Here is a 16,409-nt window from a genome sequence, read left to right on the forward strand (position 1 = left end):
TCTTTGCACTTCTGACGATATATTAGATATGAAATTGAATAAAAAAAATAATTTTCAGCACTCATCTCATGGTTCAGAAAAAGATAGGTATTTAGTTACTTATGCTGATTTGATTACTTTGCTTTTGGGATTATTTGTTATTCTTTATGCTTCTTCACAAGTTGATCAAGAAAAGTTTAAAGAAATTTCTTCAGCACTTACCAAATATTTCAAAAGCCAGCCAGCAAACCCAATTGAGGGTGGTGATGGTGTGCTTGAATCAGGTCATAGAGCTATCCCAGAACCTATGATTTCTCCTCGTGAAGCTAAGGGCATAAAGGAAGTTGAGAACCAGGCAGCAACTGTTCTCAAAGATTATATAGCTAAAGGCGAAATTTCACTTAGAACTTCCTCAGAGGGGCTTGTAGTTGTTCTTCCAGAAAAATTAATGTTTCGTTCGGGTAAAGCCGAAATTCAACCTGATGGTATTACTGTTATTGATTCTCTTGCTAAAATATTGTCTACTCTGAACAATACTATTTTTATTGATGGACATACCGATAATACTCCGATAAGGACTTTCCAATATGAATCAAATTGGCATTTATCTGTTGCTCGTGCTTTAAATGTTGGGTATAGACTTATTTCTCTTGGTGTGTCCGGTGATAACATTGTTATAAGAGGTTTCGCCGATAAAAGACCTGTCGATGACAATTCTACAGAAGAAGGAAGAGCAAGAAATAGACGTGTCGAAATCACTATCTCCAGAGTTGATATAAACTCTCCTGCAAAAGTATCACAATCAGACTAATTACCTATTATTGTTTTTTTATTCGTTAAAATAAGGTAATTTTGTAATTATTCTAAATTTTAAATGGGATTTTTATGATCAAAAGTATGACTGGGTTCAGCAAAGTAGAACTCAATGAAAATGGAATTTACGTTACTGTTGAAATAAAAACATTAAATGGTAAAAACTTAGAAATTAATTGCCGATTGCCCAAATCTTTGTCTCACCACGAACTCGAAATTCGCGAAATTTTAAGAAGTAATTTGTCTCGAGCAACCGTTTTTCTTTCAATTAATGTTGATGCCGATCCATCTGTCAAAAGTTTCAATTTAAATCTTGAAGCTGCTGCCGCCTGCTATAATGTTCTTAACCAAATCAAAAAAGAATTAAAGCTAAAAGATGCTGTCAAACTCGAAAATATTTTGGTTTTTCGTGATTTACTCTATAAGCAAGATGATGCAATAAATGAAGATGCCTGTATGAAACTTATTACCAAGTCGCTTAAGCAGGCTCTCAAAAACCTCGATGCAATGAGACTTCGGGAAGGGCAACAAATTTCAAAAGATATTATTGCCAGAATGAAAAAAATTCACGAAAATGTTCAAAAAATTGAACAAATCAGTTTAAATAAAGTGCCTCAGGAAAGAGAAAGATTAAGAAATCGCGTTGCTCAGCTTTTTGAAAGTGATGAAATTGACGAACATCGTCTCCAACTTGAAATTATTTTGCTTGCCGATAAACTCGATATTTCGGAAGAATGCACTCGGCTTTATTCTCATTTCAAGTTTTTCAATGATGCTGTTAAATCTAAGGTTTCTGAAGGAAGAAAAATCAATTTTCTTTTACAAGAAATTCATAGAGAAATTAACACTATCGGTAGTAAAGCAAATGATACCGAAATTTCTCACCTTGTTGTTCACTGCAAGGAAGAACTTGAAAAAATTCGCGAACAAGTGCAAAATATTGAATAATGAACAATTTCCTTGTAATTGCTTATTATTTCCCACCATCTGGTGGTCCGGGCGTCCAACGTGTTCTAAAACACATCAAGTATATTCGTGAGTTCGGTTGGCAACCAATTGTTCTTACTGTCGAAAATGGACAATTCCCCGCTCGGGATGAATCTTTGTTTGCTGAAATTCCGGATGATGTGATTGTTCGTCGAACTAAAATTTATGAACCATATGATATTTACAGGTTTTTTACAGGCAAAAAGCCCGGCACTCCTATTGATGTTAATACTATAAAAAAAGATGACCAGGAATTGAATTTAAAAGAACGTATCGCTGAATTTATCAGAGCTACTTTTTTTATTCCGGATGCTCGCGTCGGATGGCTGCTTACTGCAAAAAACGAAGCTATAAGAATTATCAGGGAATACAATTGCAAGGCTATTTATTCATCTTCGCCTCCTTATACTTGTTCATTAATTGCAAGATATGCTAAACGAAAAACTAAATTGCCTTGGGTCGCTGGTTTTCGCGACCCTTGGACTGGATTTATTTCTGCTCCTAAACGTTGGTTTATACCTGCCAAGATAGACAGATATTTGGAAAAATCAGTATTCGAAGAAAGTAATTATGTTGAATGTGCTTGGGAAGGAATCATAAAAGATGCTTTATCCAAATATCCTAGATTGATTAAAGACAAATTTATTCACGTCCCAAATGGATTTGATTCCGACGATTTCCCGAATGTTGAATACAAAAGAAACGAGAAGTTTACGCTTACCTATACCGGTTCAATGTATGGCAGACGAAATCCATATTCTTTACTTATTGCTATCGAAAATCTTTTATCTCAACATAAAATCAGCGTCAATGATTTCAGATTAAAGTTCATCGGGCGTTTTGGCAACGAAGTTCTTGATATGTTCAATAATTGTTCTTTCAGACAAAACATTGAAATTATTGGCTATATTCCACACAAAGAAAGCATTGCTCATCTTATGGCTTCCGATGCTTTGTTGCTTGTTGTAGATGAATCGAAAGAAAGCGAAGAAATAGTTCCTGGAAAAGTGTATGAATACATCGGAGTTCATCGCCCAATACTTGCAATTGCCCCTATCAACGGAGCTATTGCTCGCTTAATTTATGAAACAAACTCTGGGAAAGTTGCTCACCAAACCGAGATTAATACTATTTCTGATATTTTTTTAGAGTATATTAATTTATGGAAATCAAATTCTGCGATTATTAGGCCAAATCTGGAAGTAATTCAACAATTTGAACGGAAGAATGCCGCTAAAAAACTCGCTGAACTATTAAATAGCATTGCTACCCCAACTTGATTTTTAAGAAATTTGTAAATGTCTTGCCTCCTTCGCTTATTGTCATCGTAATTGGAAATACAATGAGCTTCATACCATAATGTTCAAATCTGTCGATATATTGAACTAATTTCACAGCATCTTTTTCTGTTAGTGCAATATAACGTGAATTGTTATTTTCAGCAAAGCGTCTTATTTTTTCAATATCATTTCTATCATAATAATAATGGTCGCTAAAATTCAAATAATTAACAAGATTGTAATCCAATTTTTTCACCATTTCATAAAATCTGTAAGGTTTAGCTATTCCTGCAATAGCAACAATTTTTTCCTTTTTTCTTATTCTGTCAATTTCTTCAAGATCGCTTTTCGCATTTCCTAAAATATATGGGTCTCCACTTTGAACAGTTACTTTTATGAAAATAGCATCTTGGTTTGTAAACTGCTTCAATTCATCTGTTATTTTTGCACCACCGGTTAGACATACAACATTTGCACGACTAAGAGACTCCAATGGTTCTCGTAACATTCCTTTCGGAAACAAATAAGGCTTTTCGATTGTTTCTTTGTCTATAATCACAATGTCGATATTTCTTTTTAACGCTCTGTGTTGAAACCCATCATCGACAATTACACAATCTATATCAAATCTTCTTTCAGCAGACAATGCAGCCTCTACTTTTGATTCGTTTGCAATTATTGGCACCATTAACTTTCTTGCAAGCAGTACTAATTCGTCTCCGCCTTCGCGTGCATCAACTAATACTTTTTTCCCATCGCAAATAATTATTTCACCTTTTGATTGTCTTTTGTATCCACGTCCAATAATTGCTGGCTTTTTACCTAATGATTGCAACAATTTTACTAAAAGTTCTTCAAAAGGTGTTTTGCCGGTACCGCCTACTGAAAGATTACCAACGCTGATGACGGGAATAGATATTTTTGTCGAAAGGTGTTCTTCCCGGTCATACCTGCGATTTCTGTATTTTACTATTTTCCCGTATACTTTTGAAAAAAAATTAGTTATCATTTTATCTGATTGAATTAATTGTATTTTCAATTTTAACAATCATTTCCGAGACTTCTTCTCTCGTAAGCTCTTTTGGAATATAATACTTCTCAGAAATAACAATACGTATCTTAGAAAATGGTAGTGGCAGAATAAATTTATCCCAACTTTTCTTGAAAATAATCTTGCCGCTTATAAATGCACGAACAAGATGAAGTGGCACTTCACTTCTGTAGGCAATTATTGCTGCACCGTTTTTGAATTTTCGGGCAGGACCACGAGGACCATCAGGTGTTATGAAAATACTTGCATTTTTTGCTAATTCAGTTGCCTTTTCCAATACATCCTTGCTGTTTTTTGAGGAAGAACCTCGAATTAAGGAATAGTTCCACTTTTCTAATAGCTCTGCTAATACTTGCCCGTCTTTGCTCAGGCTTACAATTGCAAATTTTTCTTCAATTTTTTGAGAAAAATATTTCCAGATTGGCAGCATCTCTCCGTGCCAAAATGCAAAAACTGCAGGCGTTTCTTCACATTCGCCAATAACTTTAATTCTCCAGGTTGAGCTTACAAGTGCAATTAATCTGTGCAGTATTTTTATTCCGATAGCTTTCATAAAAATAAAAAATGCCTTCCAAAATACAACTCGAAAGGCATTTTTTCTTTTAAATTAGCCTAATTACTTAATTTCTCTGTGAATAGTGTGACGTCTCAAAAAAGGATTGTATTTTTTGAGCTCCAATCTTTCAGGGGTATTTTGCTTATTCTTTGTTGTTGTGTATCTCGAAGCTGGTTTCCCTTCAGCTTTTGCTTCAGTGCATTCGAGCGTAATCATAAATCTTTGTTCTTTTTTTGCCATTTCCAAACTCCATTATACAATTTTAGTAATTACAAAATTAACTATATATTACATATTTTCAAAACTTCTTTTTTAGCTCGAATATTTTCTGCTCACTTTTTCACTCTTAGCAACCACCTGATTTTTTCTTAGGTTTTGTATCCGTATCCTGTGTGCTGCGTGAATATTTTGTTTCAAGTGTTTGTAATTTTTCTGGTGCAGATGTAATGAAATTTATGTATGCAATTTGATGCAAATCGTTTTGGTTGATTTCTTTTGGTTTGTTTTGAAACTGTTTCCAAAAGCTGTCTAAACCACCCTGAAGAGCTACTGTTCTATGATTTCCAATCTCGTTAGCAAATGCTACTGCCTTGCTTGATAAAGTGCCTTGATTATCAACAAATACAATTGTTTTAGGATTTTTTTTGATGAAATTTTGATTTTCTTTCAGGAATATCTCCTCGAATGGAATATTTTTCGAACCGGGTATTGTTTTATTTCTTTTATCGCTCTTTTCTCGCAAATCAACGACTACTAAAGAATTATCTTCATCAATTATTCTAAATGCAAATTCTAATGGGTCAATATGCTTAATTTCATTTTTCTGAGCAATTTTTTGAATTTTATTTTGTAAATATACTTCTCTGGTCGGCAAAAAGGTAAGAATTAATGATACTGCTATAAAAATAAATCCAAATATTAGTGGTTTGTTTTCTAAAATTTCAAAAAACTTTTTACCATTTGTGTTAATTTTATTTACTTTACTTTCAATCTTTGATGTGAAGATAAATGCAACAAAAGCCATTAACGTAAATCCAAAAGCAATAATCCCCGGGTTTACGTTTAATAACTTATCTATTCTCAATTCTCCATAGTCAAATCCAAGGTAAATACTTTTGAAATACGGGTAAAGCTCTGCAAAAATAAATACTCCTAATAATCCACCAATGATAAATATTATTGCATCAATTTTACCTATAGATGCTCCTGCAAAACTCGTTCCAGGGCAATATCCTCCAATAATAAAGCCTGCTCCCATTATAACTCCACCAATAATAGCAGAGTAAAGAAATGTCGGGTTTATGTACAACATATTCCAGTCTACTATTCCTAAATAGCTTAGCACTATTATCCCTATCATTGCAGTTACACCAGCAGTAAAAAACACTCTCAACACAGTAAAATCGTAACCGTAAAACAACCCTGCGAGTTTCCTTGATGAGGAAAAACCCGCCTGTTCAAGTATAAATCCAAAAAAGAAGCCAATTATCAATGCAACAACCAAGTTTAACTCGTTGCTGATTATGTCCGGAACAAATGGTCCCATTTATTTTTCTCCTCTATATCCACAATTTTCTAAAAATATATGCCAGAGCATATGCTGTGGCAAAAATAGCAAACATTGTAAGCACCCCGCCCGCAGAAAGAACAGCCATTCCGCTCAAAGCAGCACCGCTTGTGCAGCCACGACCAAATTGAGCACCTATCCCAAACAACATTCCGCCAAATAATGCCGCAATTAAGCGTGTTCGTGATTTTATTTTTGGATTGTGCTCTACCTTCCAGGTCAGTCTATTAGCTATCAATCCTGAAACAAAAGCTCCGGCAATAACCCCTAATATTTCAAACACAAGCCAGTTCTTTAACGCTCCTTCATTATGTGAAGCTACATACTCTTTGTAGAATTCCGAATTATTTGCGTGTGTAGGTGAAATTGTCTCAACTCCTGCCACTACTACGCTTTTTATTGCTCCACTTGCGCCAAGCCCCCGACCTGTAACTACAAAGGTAACAAGCAGCAGCAAACCCAATAAAAATCCAGCCAAATATGGATTCATAAAATTATTTTGTGTTTTCATCTTCAACCTCTTCTTTTTCTTTTTCTTGTTCTTGTTCTTGTTCTTCTTCTAATTCTTCATAACCAGTAATCATTGCTTTTAAATTGGATGTAATTGTTTGTCCTGTCGTAATTAAGTATAAATGTGCTATCACAAACGCAACCAATAGGAAAGCTCCTATTGTATGCCAATAAGCAATGGTGCTTAAATTATTAATTGTAATTTTAATTCCGGTTTCATCCTGAGGAAATCTATAAAATAAATATAATACGCCGGTAGTTATCATCAGTGGGAAAAGTATAATTTTAAGTCCTAAATATACAAGTCTTTGTAAAGGATTTAGCTTGCTCAATGCAGTTTTACGTACCGGATGTGGTGCATTATGAAATATCCCTGTAATATAGTAGCGTATTTGTTTGTTGATGTTTTCAAGAGTAGGGATATATTGTTTCCATTCTCCCGTTGCAAAATGCCAGAATATTGCAAATACAATCAAGATTATTAATGAATAAGCAGCAATTATATGCAATTTTACAGCTTGTTCAAATCCAAAAAAACTAAAAGAACCGTGGACTTCAAATCCGGTAAACCCTAAGAAAAATACCAAAAATGCTTGTGCCCAGTGCCAAAATCTTTCAAATCCACGATAAATATATATTTTTTTCATAATTATTTATCTCCTTTATTATTTTTCTTTCTTCTCTGGTAGATTATTCTTGTTCCGCCGTGAACTACAACACCGAATACTACAGCCAAAATTATCGCTATTCCGATATTGTCTATCCAGATATTCCTGTCTCTTCCTGGTAGGTAAACGTCCTTAATTGCTTTCAACCTGCTTTCATTTCTTGTATGGCAATCGTTGCATTTCAATGATTGTTCTTTTGGGGATACCATATGATTCAACAACCAATACATCTCTGTTTGAACAAATCCATATTTCCCGCTCCAATCAAGATTTACATATTTCATTCCGGTATCAATTGCTTTTGCCCAATCAAAGTCTTTCCAAAATGCTCCTTTTCCTTCTTCTTTGTCCCATAATTTTGGGGATACAAGCCTGTTGTAAACAGGGTCATATGGCTGGATTGTCCTCATTATTTTGACAGGGTATATTTTCGAGTTCATATCGTAATAGTTCGCATTGAACTCGTTCAATTTTACTGGAACTTTTTTTATGCTATCTCCTAATAAATAATGAGTTGCAGTGCCTTTGAACCAAACATATTCAGGGGTTAAATTGCTTTCCCACCGAATTTCTCCTTTTTCAGACAAATAAATGTCATTCCCTTGTTCGTTGTCCACTTTATATGGTTTCCCATCTTTAAGCTTCCCGGCTTTCGACCAGTCCCAGAAAGTTTTTGTTTGGTTTACTTTTGCATAAGTTGGAATATGACAAGTTTGGCAAGCTACCTTAGTAGTATGTTCATTGATAATACTTTCACTGTGCGGTGCTTCGCTATGACAGTCTTCGCATAAAAGACGATTGCGATCCATTGATGCAACAGTATATAGTCTGCCCTTTATATTATGGTTTTCTGCTTTATGGCAATCCACACAATCAAAATTTCCACCGTCACGTGCTAAATGAACATCAACATTCCGATTGGCTGTATACAATGCCTCTTCCAGATCTCCATGTTTCGAATTGTTTCCGCCTCCACCATTAAAATGACAGTATCCACAATTTTCCATCTTTGGGCGACCAACGCTTTGAGCAATTTTAGCGAAATCTAAGTTAGGTTTTGGATATCCAGCCGCTTCTTTTTCTTTTTCGTATAACCCGGAATTGTCGTGGCACGACAGACAATCAATGTTTTCTGATTTAGTGAAATCAAAATTCTTGCTATCATAACCATAGCCGATATGGCATCTATTGCAACTTCCTTCACTTCCACCGATTGAAATGCAATGATTATTTAAAGCATTTCGTTTTCCAAGAGATATTATTCCTTTTCCTTCCATATACTCGTCTATTAACCAACGCCAATGAGATGTTGCCATTACTTCAATATCTCGCTTATTATGGCAACTGATACAGGTCTTCGTTATTTCTTGCGGTCGTTCAAATTTTTTATTCAATTCAGCAAATTTACTGTGATCTACTGCCGATTTCTTTTTCTGCTGCATTGTTTGTTTTAATAATTCTAACTTTGTAGGATTATATTCTGGTTCAAAAAATAATAAATAGACTATCAATACAGGCAGCAAAAAAATCAGAATTAATCCTATTGTTTTTTTCATGATTACTAAACCGTATTACTGTTACGTTATATAACGCAAAAGTAATATAGAGTTTTGAAATAAGCAAATAAATGAAAAATAATTAATAAATATTTGATTACCAATTAATCGTTTAGTTAGCACTAATTGGAAGACTTTAAGACTATTATTATAGCAAGTTAATTAAATAAAGAAAAAGTAAAAAAGGTATGCAGCAACTGCATATCTAAATACAACTTTTGGATATTTGTATTTTGTAGTAGTATATTCATAGAGATACACAATTCCCAAAGTTGCAAAGATTACAAATAATGCAGCTAAAATCGAATATTCCAGAGTAAGTTGCGAACGAAAATACTTTGCTAATCCTACAGAAATAGGTGAGCCGTATATTAGCATTAAATGTATAACGTAAATGTAAATTGCTTTCTTTCCAAACATTGAATAATATTTACCTAAAGGTTTTGTCAGGTTGTAAATATACGTCATTATTGAGATTATTGTCATCACCAATCCAATACGAATGAAAAAGAAACCCGGAGATACTCTCATTACATCTACAAATGGAACATCTACTTTGTTGAAAAGTAACATCATCGGATAACCAATTAAAATAGTGGGCACTCCGATTTTCCAACAAGTTTTCATCAAAAATTCATTGCGTCGATTACGATCTATACTTTGCAACCAAACTCCAAACGAAGCTCCAAACAATAGATACGCTGAAAAAGGAAATACGGGGAATAACGATCCGTGTTCAGAAGATAAATATGCAGCAAAAAATTCAGGTAGATAGTCGAACCAATGCACTTTATGCACAAATGGCGAAGCAAAAACAATAAGCAGAGCTAAAAATAAAGATACATAGCCAAGTTTTTTGTTATTTTTCGTTACAATAAACAAAGTAAGCAGTAATAGTAATGATACACTAAATAGTTGCAAAATATTTACACTGAAAAATATTCTCCATGAATCTTCGCTTACAAATTGCAGATCATACACTTTTGCAGCAGGGAAAACAAGCAAGTAACCAATGATTAAAAGCATTATGGCAATTTTTATTCTCTTCCAGATAATATCTTTGCCTAACGAGCCATCCTCCAAGCGCTTGTTTGCAAAAACATTTACCGCACCTGAAATAAATAAAAATGTAGGAGCTGTAAGTCCTCTGATAAAATTCCAAACACTCCAACCAAAAGTTGAATAATCAATTGTATTGGGGCTTGCAAGTTCATAAATTACGTGTCCCTGCATCATCATAATCATTGCAAAAAAGCGGGTGAAATCTAATGCTGTTAGCCTGCTACTATTATTATTATTTGACATTTTTTTTATCAATTTACTATAAAATAAAGTATACAAAATTATGAATAATTTCTTGCATATTAAAGAAAAAATCAATCACTACTTTGTTATTTTCTCAAATACTTATGACGAAATTAATTGATTTCAATTTCTTTATTCAAGTAAATAATATTTTTACTGCTTGTTCGTTTTATCATTTATGTTCCGTTGGAGGTGCTAATACAATAGTATTGGCTGAGAGAAAACTCCTTGAACCTGATCCGGATAATACCGGCGTAGGGAAACGGAAACCGCAAAGGCTTCTTCCCCGAGTTTCTCTCAACTTTATTCTCCATCGGAAAAGCTTATGTTTAACTTTAACAAAGGGCTTTTCAAGATGGGAAAGTTTTATTTTTTAATCGCACTTATTGCGTTGAATTATTCTTTTGCTTCTGCAGAATTAGCTGAAAGCCGTGATTCACTTCGTGCTTTCAAAACACCAAGTATTACAATTTCTACAAACAGGGCAGAGGAACGGCGAAGCCCGGTCCCGTTTGCTCAGATTACTGTTTCGGAAGTTGAACGAAAGCATACTCTTAAAGATTTGCCTATGATGCTTTCTGAACTTCCTTCCATACTCGCTTTTTCAGAAAGTGGAGGTGGTGTTGGCTACTCGAATTTAACTATGCGAGGTTTCAATCAAAGACGAATTGCTGTGCTTGTTAATGGAGTGCCTCAAAACGACCCGGAAGACCACAATATGTATTGGATTAATTTCCCGGATATTGCTTCAAGCGTTGATAATATTCAGGTTCAGCGTGGTGCTGGTTTGTCCAACTTTGGTTTTCCTGCAATAGGAGGTAGCATCAACCTTGAAACTTCTAATTTTACTGTTCAGCCCGGTGCAACATTGGAAACTGGTGTCGGTTTTCAACAATTTGGTGATAACTATGAACAAAATACAAGTAAATATTCCATTCAGGCGTCATCCGGGATTATTGATGATAAGTATGCTGTTTATGCGCGTCTTTCGCGAATCAATTCTTTCGGCTACCGTGATGTATCTTGGGCTCGGCTTGATGGTTACTTCCTCGGTTTTGCCCGCTTCGATGGTAACTTAACGACTCAAATCAATATCTTTGGTGGTCCTTTCGCTGATGGTTTGGCTTATAATGGACTACCAAAATCATATATAAAAGACAAAAATCTACGCCGCAATAACTATAATTTTTGGATGTATGATTCCACTGGCGAAAATGTATCTTGGATTACTGTTCGCCGGAAACAGGAAATTGAAAATTTCTCGCAGCCACATTATGAAATGCTCAACGATTGGAAAATTACTGACAATGTAACTCTTAAATCTACATTATTCTTCTATTCTGGGAAAGGTTTCTATGATTTTGATGGAACTGGATGGATGGACAAGAATAATTTCAGACTAACACCTGAAAACGGTTTCCCAGCAGATGTCAAAGATCCGGAAAATCCTATTATCAGAGCATTTGTCTATAATAGACAAGGCGGATGGATACCTCGCTTGCAACTGCAACACGACAACGGCACGCTTACACTTGGCGGAGAACTTCGTATTCATCGCTCCGAGCACTGGGGAAAAATTAGATATGCTGATAATTTGCCAGCAAATTTCAACCCTGACTACAAGTTCTATTCATATAATGGAGAGCGGGATATTTTCTCATTTTTTGCAAGAGAAGAACACAATTTATCTGATAATTTAATTCTTACTGGCGAAATACAAACAGTGCTTCATTCATATAGAATTACTAACGAAAAAGCCGGAATTAACTATACTAAATACATAAACATAGATGGAGACACTGTTGGCAATGGAGGCGATTTATTTAATATCCATTATTTCTTTGTTAATCCTCGTCTCGGTATCAATTATAATTTAGATGATAAATCAAATATATATTCTTTTGTTGCTTACACTTCTCGTGAACCAAGAATGAAAAATCTTTACGACGCAAGTAGCAGTTATACTGGTAAAAAGCCTCTGTTTAAAGGCGAAAAAATGCCAGATGGCTCAGTTAGATACGATTTCTCTCAACCTATTATTAAACCGGAGTCTATGCTGAATTTTGAACTTGGTTACAATTTCAGAACAGAAAAATACTTCTTCAACATCAATGCTTACTGGATGGAGCATTACAACGAATTTGTTAAAAGTGGCAAATTAGACATTTTCGGCAACCCAATTGATGGCAATGCTCCCCGCACTCGGCACTTTGGTATTGAATTGCAATCATCAGCAAATGTTTTTGATTTATCATTTGGCAGACTTGATATTTCAGGCAATTTAACATTAAGTAAAAATTACATTGTTGAGTATGATTTCTTAACTGACCAAGGTACAGTTGTATCTCTAAAAGATAATCGCATAGCTGGCTTTCCGGATGTTTTAGGAAACTTGCGTTTCACTTATCAGATAGGTGATTTCTACTTATCGCTTTTGAGCAAATATGTTGGTGAATTCAGAACTGATAATTTTGATGATATGCTTAAAACTAACGAAGAAATAAAAAAACATCTTGACTGGGACTACTACACCGATAACATAGTTGATGCTTACAACATTTATAATTTGGACTTGTCTTACACTTTTCGCAAGGTCTTAGGACTGAACTCAATTGAATTACGTGCAAGCGTCTACAACCTTTTCAATAAACTCTATGCTGCAAGCGGTGAAGGCAAGGAATTCTTCCCGGCAGCCGAACGAAATGTCTATCTTGGCTTTAGAATTCAAATGTAATAGCGTTGTAACTTATAATTAACTTGAATTAATTTTATGCAGGGCGAGTTCACTCGCCCTTTTCTATTTATCGATTTTCCAGCAAATATTATTTCAAAGATTTTCTATTCTATCATACCAATAAAAGCGGACATTCTTCCTGAAATGTCTTTGTCTCTTCTAAATGAATGAAAACGGCTACTTTCAATTGTACATATCTCAGATATTTCAATATTTTTTTCATTAACTCCACTTTCAAGAAGTTGGTCTCTGATTGTGCCTTTAATATCCAGTAGAAATTTGTTGTTTTCAATTGGTTTAATATATTTATCAGCAAAAAGTTCCGCAACTTCTTGCCCAACTTCGTAATTTTCCTTTCCTGCGGAAGGTGAAATCCATACAATCATATCTTTAGCTGAACATCCATATTGTTCACCCATCTTTTGAATTCCTTTTGCTACTATGTTTTTCTGAGTCCCGCGCCAACCTGAATGAAATGCACCAATCACTTCCTTCTGCTTGTCATAAATCAATACTGCTGCACAATCAGCAACCGTTACATTTAAAATTACTTGTTTCAGATTGGTTATCATTCCATCTGATAAATTGATTTCTTCGATATTTGAATTATCGATAACCTGAATGTTGTCGCTATGTTCCTGCTTCTGAAAAACTAAATTTTGCCGTTTAAAACCAAGATTATTTGCCAGTATTTTCCTGAAATATTCAACTTCTTCATTAGAATAAATTTTCGCAGGAAAAATGGAAAAACCCCCTGAAAATCTATTGTAATTAGTTTCAGTAATTCCTGCAATTATTCTATTGTTAGGAAAAATAGATGGCTTGTGAATTTTAATCTTCATCAATCACCTGAATGATTTGAGATACAAAAGTATTTGGAAAAAGCTTAGCTTCCAATTCCTTCTGAACAGAAGGAGCAAGCTCAATATATTTGAATTTTCGCGTTTCTTTTAATATATCTGCTGTATTAATTCCAGCATTTCCATTGACAGCAATAATTAATTCATCTGGTATTTTTTTCAAATAATCAACAAGATAGTAATCATTTTTGGGATATTGAGCTGGCTTCCTATCTGCAAGATATACAAACACAGTATCGTTGCTATACCTGAAAAATGATGCTACAAGTTGATTGCGAGGATATATTTTTTTGTTCTTAATCGTATAGCTATCAAACGTTGGATTTGAGAAATATATAAATAAAGGTATCGTTAAAATACAAACTATTGTTCTCGAAATTGTAAGTCTTGTGCTAGTCGAAGAAAAAATATATATAATGGCAAAACAGAGCAATAATGAATAATAAAGCGATGTTTCTCCAGAGATATATGAAAATGGTATAGAAATTAATAGTTGATTGATTTTGTTCGTTAATAAAAGCAGAAAAGTTGTAAAATATGCATAATATGACGCAATAGAAAAACTAAATAACGATATTATTATTGCTATCAACGAGCTAATCAATACTAATGAAAATATTGGCACAACAAATAAATTTGCAACAAATGAAATCAAAGAAAATGTATTAAAATAATATGCTACGAGAGGCGAAAGAACCACTGAAGCAGAAAAAGTGATAGCTATGCTTCCTCTTAAATACATCAAAATTTTGCTTTTATCAGATAAAATATTTTTCAGAAAATTATTTATTGGCTTGAAAAACAATGAAATACCCAATATTGCAAGCGACGACATCTGAAAACTTATTGAATATATTAAATTGGGTGAGAAAATAATTGAAAATAATATTACAGCACTTGCTACATTTAGCAAAGTGTATTGCCTTTGATAGTATTTTGCGTATAATATCATTATTGCCATCAAACTTGCTCTTACTGCCGACGGTTGAAATTCAGTTATGAAATTATACAGCAACAATACTAAAACGAAGCACACAAACTTTATATGGTGATTTCTGAAAATTCCAATAAATATGTATATTACAAAACTAATTACGCCTATGTGAAGTCCGCTTAGAGCAAGCACATGTGCGGTTCCGGAATATGCATAGAGTTGTCTGATTTCAGGAGTAATCGATGATTTATCTCCCAGAAGTATTGCATTTATAACACTGCTTTGTTCATTATCAAACAATTTTCCCGAAACACTCTTTATGCCTTGCCGAACTAAATCTCTATAATAATAAAGGTTCATTGGTTTGCTTACAATTGATACTTTTTCTGCAATTGCAATCCACTGAATATCCTGTCCCGCGTAGTACTGCTCTTCATCGAATTCGTTAGGTAATACTTTTTTCCTTGGCAAACGTATTTTACCTGAAAATTTAATTCTATCGCCAGAGTATAGTTCAATAGATGGATTGTAATACTTGACAAATACTCTTTGCTCAACTGGTTTTTTGAAGTCTGGGATAAACACTTTGCCTTCGAAAACAAAATTTACTTTATTTTCATCGCTATTTTTTATAGAAATTATCTTCCCATCACAAAATGCTTTAAATTCAAGGTCGATTGGATAAGGATTACTGATTCTTGTTGATGGCACTGCAAAAGCATAAATTATACCGAAAAGAAATGATACAAAAATAAATGACCAAAAAAATAGTTTTCTAATGTAAGTTGATATGATTATTAACAATGAAATTGCTGCTAATACATACGCTAAATAACTAATATTTGAAAACACATTTAATGTGATAAAACCGGTTAGAAATGAAATTAAAGAAAAGAAAACAGGTATTTCTGAATATCTATATCCCAGAAATGTCCTCATTATACTCCAAAACCTTCATCATTTAAATATATTGAGTAAAGTTTTCTATAAAACTTTACCGTCTGTTCGTCATATTTTGCAGGTGAATATACTTGCTTGATTACAAATATATTATTCTGTTTATCAAATTCCATAACAAACCGAAAAATTTTATCCTGTTTATGCTGAAACATTACATCCAGATCAAAGGTGCCATTTTTATTTTCAGCAAAGTTTACCATTATAAATTTGCCGGTTAGATAGCCTTCCTGATGCAACCTCGCAAAAGAATAAAGTTCGTCATTCGAAGTTAATTTGCCAATATTTGAATTTCCACTACCATCAAATGCAAATTTTGAAATGTATTTATTAATCGATTGATTGGAATTAAACAAATCTATTGCTTTGCGTAAACTTATTGTATGACTGTTTTCGTGCGTTGCTTTAAGTAGTCTTTGCCTGTTTATTAGATTTGTATCAGTTGCATTCGAAATATTATTGTCCGAATTATTATTATAATGAATCTGACAAGTATCATCGCCTGTAATTACTTTTCTACCTTGAACGTAATTTTCTGAATTTTTAGCCAATTTTTCACTTCCTGCAATGGCATCTTTCTTCTCTGGATTATCACAAGATACAACTAAAACAAAGAATAAAAGTAGAACAAACTTTTTCATAAAATTCAAAA

General features: G+C 33.8%; 15 protein-coding genes and 1 riboswitch. Of the genes, 4 read left to right on the plus strand and 11 right to left on the minus strand.

What is annotated here, in order from left to right:
- The first annotated feature begins 28 nt into the window (after positions 1-28).
- The 3 genes from ACY2LT_RS00765 (at position 29) to ACY2LT_RS00775 (ending at position 3,059) form a co-directional block, all read left to right on the plus strand.
- Entirely contained in the window at positions 29-790 is a 762-nt protein-coding gene (locus ACY2LT_RS00765) for an OmpA family protein (protein ID WP_491815702.1), read from the plus strand.
- A gap of 74 nt (positions 791-864) precedes the next feature.
- Positions 865-1,740: a YicC/YloC family endoribonuclease gene (locus ACY2LT_RS00770; protein WP_491815703.1), complete on the plus strand. Its 876-nt coding sequence runs from the start codon at positions 865-867 to the stop codon at positions 1,738-1,740.
- On the plus strand, positions 1,740-3,059 hold the full coding sequence (locus ACY2LT_RS00775) for a glycosyltransferase family protein (protein WP_491815704.1): 1,320 nt from the start codon (positions 1,740-1,742) through the stop codon (positions 3,057-3,059). The genes ACY2LT_RS00770 and ACY2LT_RS00775 overlap by 1 nt, the downstream gene beginning before the upstream one ends.
- Here the strand turns inward: ACY2LT_RS00775 and lpxK are convergent.
- The 8 genes from lpxK to ACY2LT_RS00815 all read right to left on the minus strand — a co-directional run bounded on the left by lpxK (position 3,046) and on the right by ACY2LT_RS00815 (position 10,272).
- Positions 3,046-4,068, minus strand: a complete 1,023-nt coding sequence (gene lpxK / locus ACY2LT_RS00780; protein WP_491815705.1) for a tetraacyldisaccharide 4'-kinase — start codon at positions 4,066-4,068, stop codon at positions 3,046-3,048. The genes ACY2LT_RS00775 and lpxK overlap by 14 nt on opposite strands.
- Before the next feature lies 1 nt (position 4,069).
- The gene (locus ACY2LT_RS00785; RefSeq protein ID WP_491815706.1) at positions 4,070-4,663 is read right to left on the minus strand and encodes a lysophospholipid acyltransferase family protein; all 594 of its coding nucleotides are present in this window, start codon (positions 4,661-4,663) and stop codon (positions 4,070-4,072) included.
- A 63-nt stretch (positions 4,664-4,726) separates the two neighbouring features.
- Positions 4,727-4,906: a 50S ribosomal protein L33 gene (gene rpmG / locus ACY2LT_RS00790; RefSeq protein ID WP_491815707.1), complete on the minus strand. Its 180-nt coding sequence runs from the start codon at positions 4,904-4,906 to the stop codon at positions 4,727-4,729.
- 106 nt (positions 4,907-5,012) lie between these two features.
- On the minus strand, positions 5,013-6,212 hold the full coding sequence (locus ACY2LT_RS00795) for a YeeE/YedE thiosulfate transporter family protein (protein ID WP_491815709.1): 1,200 nt from the start codon (positions 6,210-6,212) through the stop codon (positions 5,013-5,015).
- Positions 6,213-6,225: 13 nt separating this feature from the next.
- The gene (locus tag ACY2LT_RS00800; RefSeq protein WP_491815710.1) at positions 6,226-6,744 is read right to left on the minus strand and encodes a YeeE/YedE thiosulfate transporter family protein; all 519 of its coding nucleotides are present in this window, start codon (positions 6,742-6,744) and stop codon (positions 6,226-6,228) included.
- On the minus strand, positions 6,728-7,390 hold the full coding sequence (locus ACY2LT_RS00805; RefSeq protein WP_491815711.1) for a cytochrome b/b6 domain-containing protein: 663 nt from the start codon (positions 7,388-7,390) through the stop codon (positions 6,728-6,730). Before ACY2LT_RS00805 ends, ACY2LT_RS00800 begins: the two co-directional genes overlap by 17 nt.
- Before the next feature lie 2 nt (positions 7,391-7,392).
- A complete protein-coding gene (locus ACY2LT_RS00810; protein ID WP_491815713.1) occupies positions 7,393-8,967 on the minus strand; it encodes a tetrathionate reductase family octaheme c-type cytochrome in 1,575 nt (524 codons plus the stop codon).
- A gap of 162 nt (positions 8,968-9,129) precedes the next feature.
- Positions 9,130-10,272, minus strand: coding sequence for a heparan-alpha-glucosaminide N-acetyltransferase domain-containing protein (locus tag ACY2LT_RS00815; RefSeq protein ID WP_491815714.1), 1,143 nt, complete (start codon positions 10,270-10,272; stop codon positions 9,130-9,132).
- A 178-nt stretch (positions 10,273-10,450) separates the two neighbouring features.
- A riboswitch (TPP riboswitch) is annotated at positions 10,451-10,550 on the plus strand.
- 47 nt (positions 10,551-10,597) lie between these two features.
- On the opposite strand from ACY2LT_RS00815, the gene ACY2LT_RS00820 reads away from it, so the two are divergent.
- Positions 10,598-13,006, plus strand: a complete 2,409-nt coding sequence (locus ACY2LT_RS00820) for a TonB-dependent receptor (protein WP_491815715.1) — start codon at positions 10,598-10,600, stop codon at positions 13,004-13,006.
- Between the two features lie 104 nt (positions 13,007-13,110).
- Here ACY2LT_RS00820 and pgeF read toward each other — a convergent pair whose 3' ends face one another.
- Genes pgeF through ACY2LT_RS00835 form a run of 3 tightly spaced genes read right to left on the minus strand, consistent with a single transcriptional unit; the run spans position 13,111 to position 16,398 of the window.
- Entirely contained in the window at positions 13,111-13,848 is a 738-nt protein-coding gene (gene pgeF / locus ACY2LT_RS00825; protein ID WP_491815716.1) for a peptidoglycan editing factor PgeF, read from the minus strand.
- Positions 13,838-15,739 carry a ComEC/Rec2 family competence protein gene (locus ACY2LT_RS00830; protein WP_491815717.1) on the minus strand — a complete coding sequence of 634 codons (1,902 nt, stop codon included), beginning with the start codon at positions 15,737-15,739 and terminating at the stop codon, positions 13,838-13,840. The genes pgeF and ACY2LT_RS00830 overlap by 11 nt, the downstream gene beginning before the upstream one ends.
- Positions 15,739-16,398 carry a hypothetical protein gene (locus ACY2LT_RS00835; protein WP_491815718.1) on the minus strand — a complete coding sequence of 220 codons (660 nt, stop codon included), beginning with the start codon at positions 16,396-16,398 and terminating at the stop codon, positions 15,739-15,741. Before ACY2LT_RS00835 ends, ACY2LT_RS00830 begins: the two co-directional genes overlap by 1 nt.
- Between the last annotated feature and the right edge of the window lie 11 nt (positions 16,399-16,409).

It is taken from the genome of Eximiradius proteiniborus, from assembly GCF_058546985.1.

Bases quoted from the DNA above. Each gene is read 5' to 3' on its own strand.
- ACY2LT_RS00765 (WP_491815702.1), top strand. From the start codon at position 29: ATGAAATTGAATAAAAAAAATAATTTTCAGCACTCATCTCATGGTTCA.
- ACY2LT_RS00770 (WP_491815703.1), top strand. From the start codon at position 865: ATGATCAAAAGTATGACTGGGTTCAGCAAAGTAGAACTCAATGAAAAT.
- ACY2LT_RS00775 (WP_491815704.1), top strand. From the start codon at position 1,740: ATGAACAATTTCCTTGTAATTGCTTATTATTTCCCACCATCTGGTGGT.
- lpxK (WP_491815705.1), bottom strand. From the start codon at position 4,068: ATGATAACTAATTTTTTTTCAAAAGTATACGGGAAAATAGTAAAATAC.
- ACY2LT_RS00785 (WP_491815706.1), bottom strand. From the start codon at position 4,663: ATGAAAGCTATCGGAATAAAAATACTGCACAGATTAATTGCACTTGTA.
- rpmG (WP_491815707.1), bottom strand. From the start codon at position 4,906: ATGGCAAAAAAAGAACAAAGATTTATGATTACGCTCGAATGCACTGAA.
- ACY2LT_RS00795 (WP_491815709.1), bottom strand. From the start codon at position 6,212: ATGGGACCATTTGTTCCGGACATAATCAGCAACGAGTTAAACTTGGTT.
- ACY2LT_RS00800 (WP_491815710.1), bottom strand. From the start codon at position 6,744: ATGAAAACACAAAATAATTTTATGAATCCATATTTGGCTGGATTTTTA.
- ACY2LT_RS00805 (WP_491815711.1), bottom strand. From the start codon at position 7,390: ATGAAAAAAATATATATTTATCGTGGATTTGAAAGATTTTGGCACTGG.
- ACY2LT_RS00810 (WP_491815713.1), bottom strand. From the start codon at position 8,967: ATGAAAAAAACAATAGGATTAATTCTGATTTTTTTGCTGCCTGTATTG.
- ACY2LT_RS00815 (WP_491815714.1), bottom strand. From the start codon at position 10,272: ATGTCAAATAATAATAATAGTAGCAGGCTAACAGCATTAGATTTCACC.
- ACY2LT_RS00820 (WP_491815715.1), top strand. From the start codon at position 10,598: ATGTTTAACTTTAACAAAGGGCTTTTCAAGATGGGAAAGTTTTATTTT.
- pgeF (WP_491815716.1), bottom strand. From the start codon at position 13,848: ATGAAGATTAAAATTCACAAGCCATCTATTTTTCCTAACAATAGAATA.
- ACY2LT_RS00830 (WP_491815717.1), bottom strand. From the start codon at position 15,739: ATGAGGACATTTCTGGGATATAGATATTCAGAAATACCTGTTTTCTTT.
- ACY2LT_RS00835 (WP_491815718.1), bottom strand. From the start codon at position 16,398: ATGAAAAAGTTTGTTCTACTTTTATTCTTTGTTTTAGTTGTATCTTGT.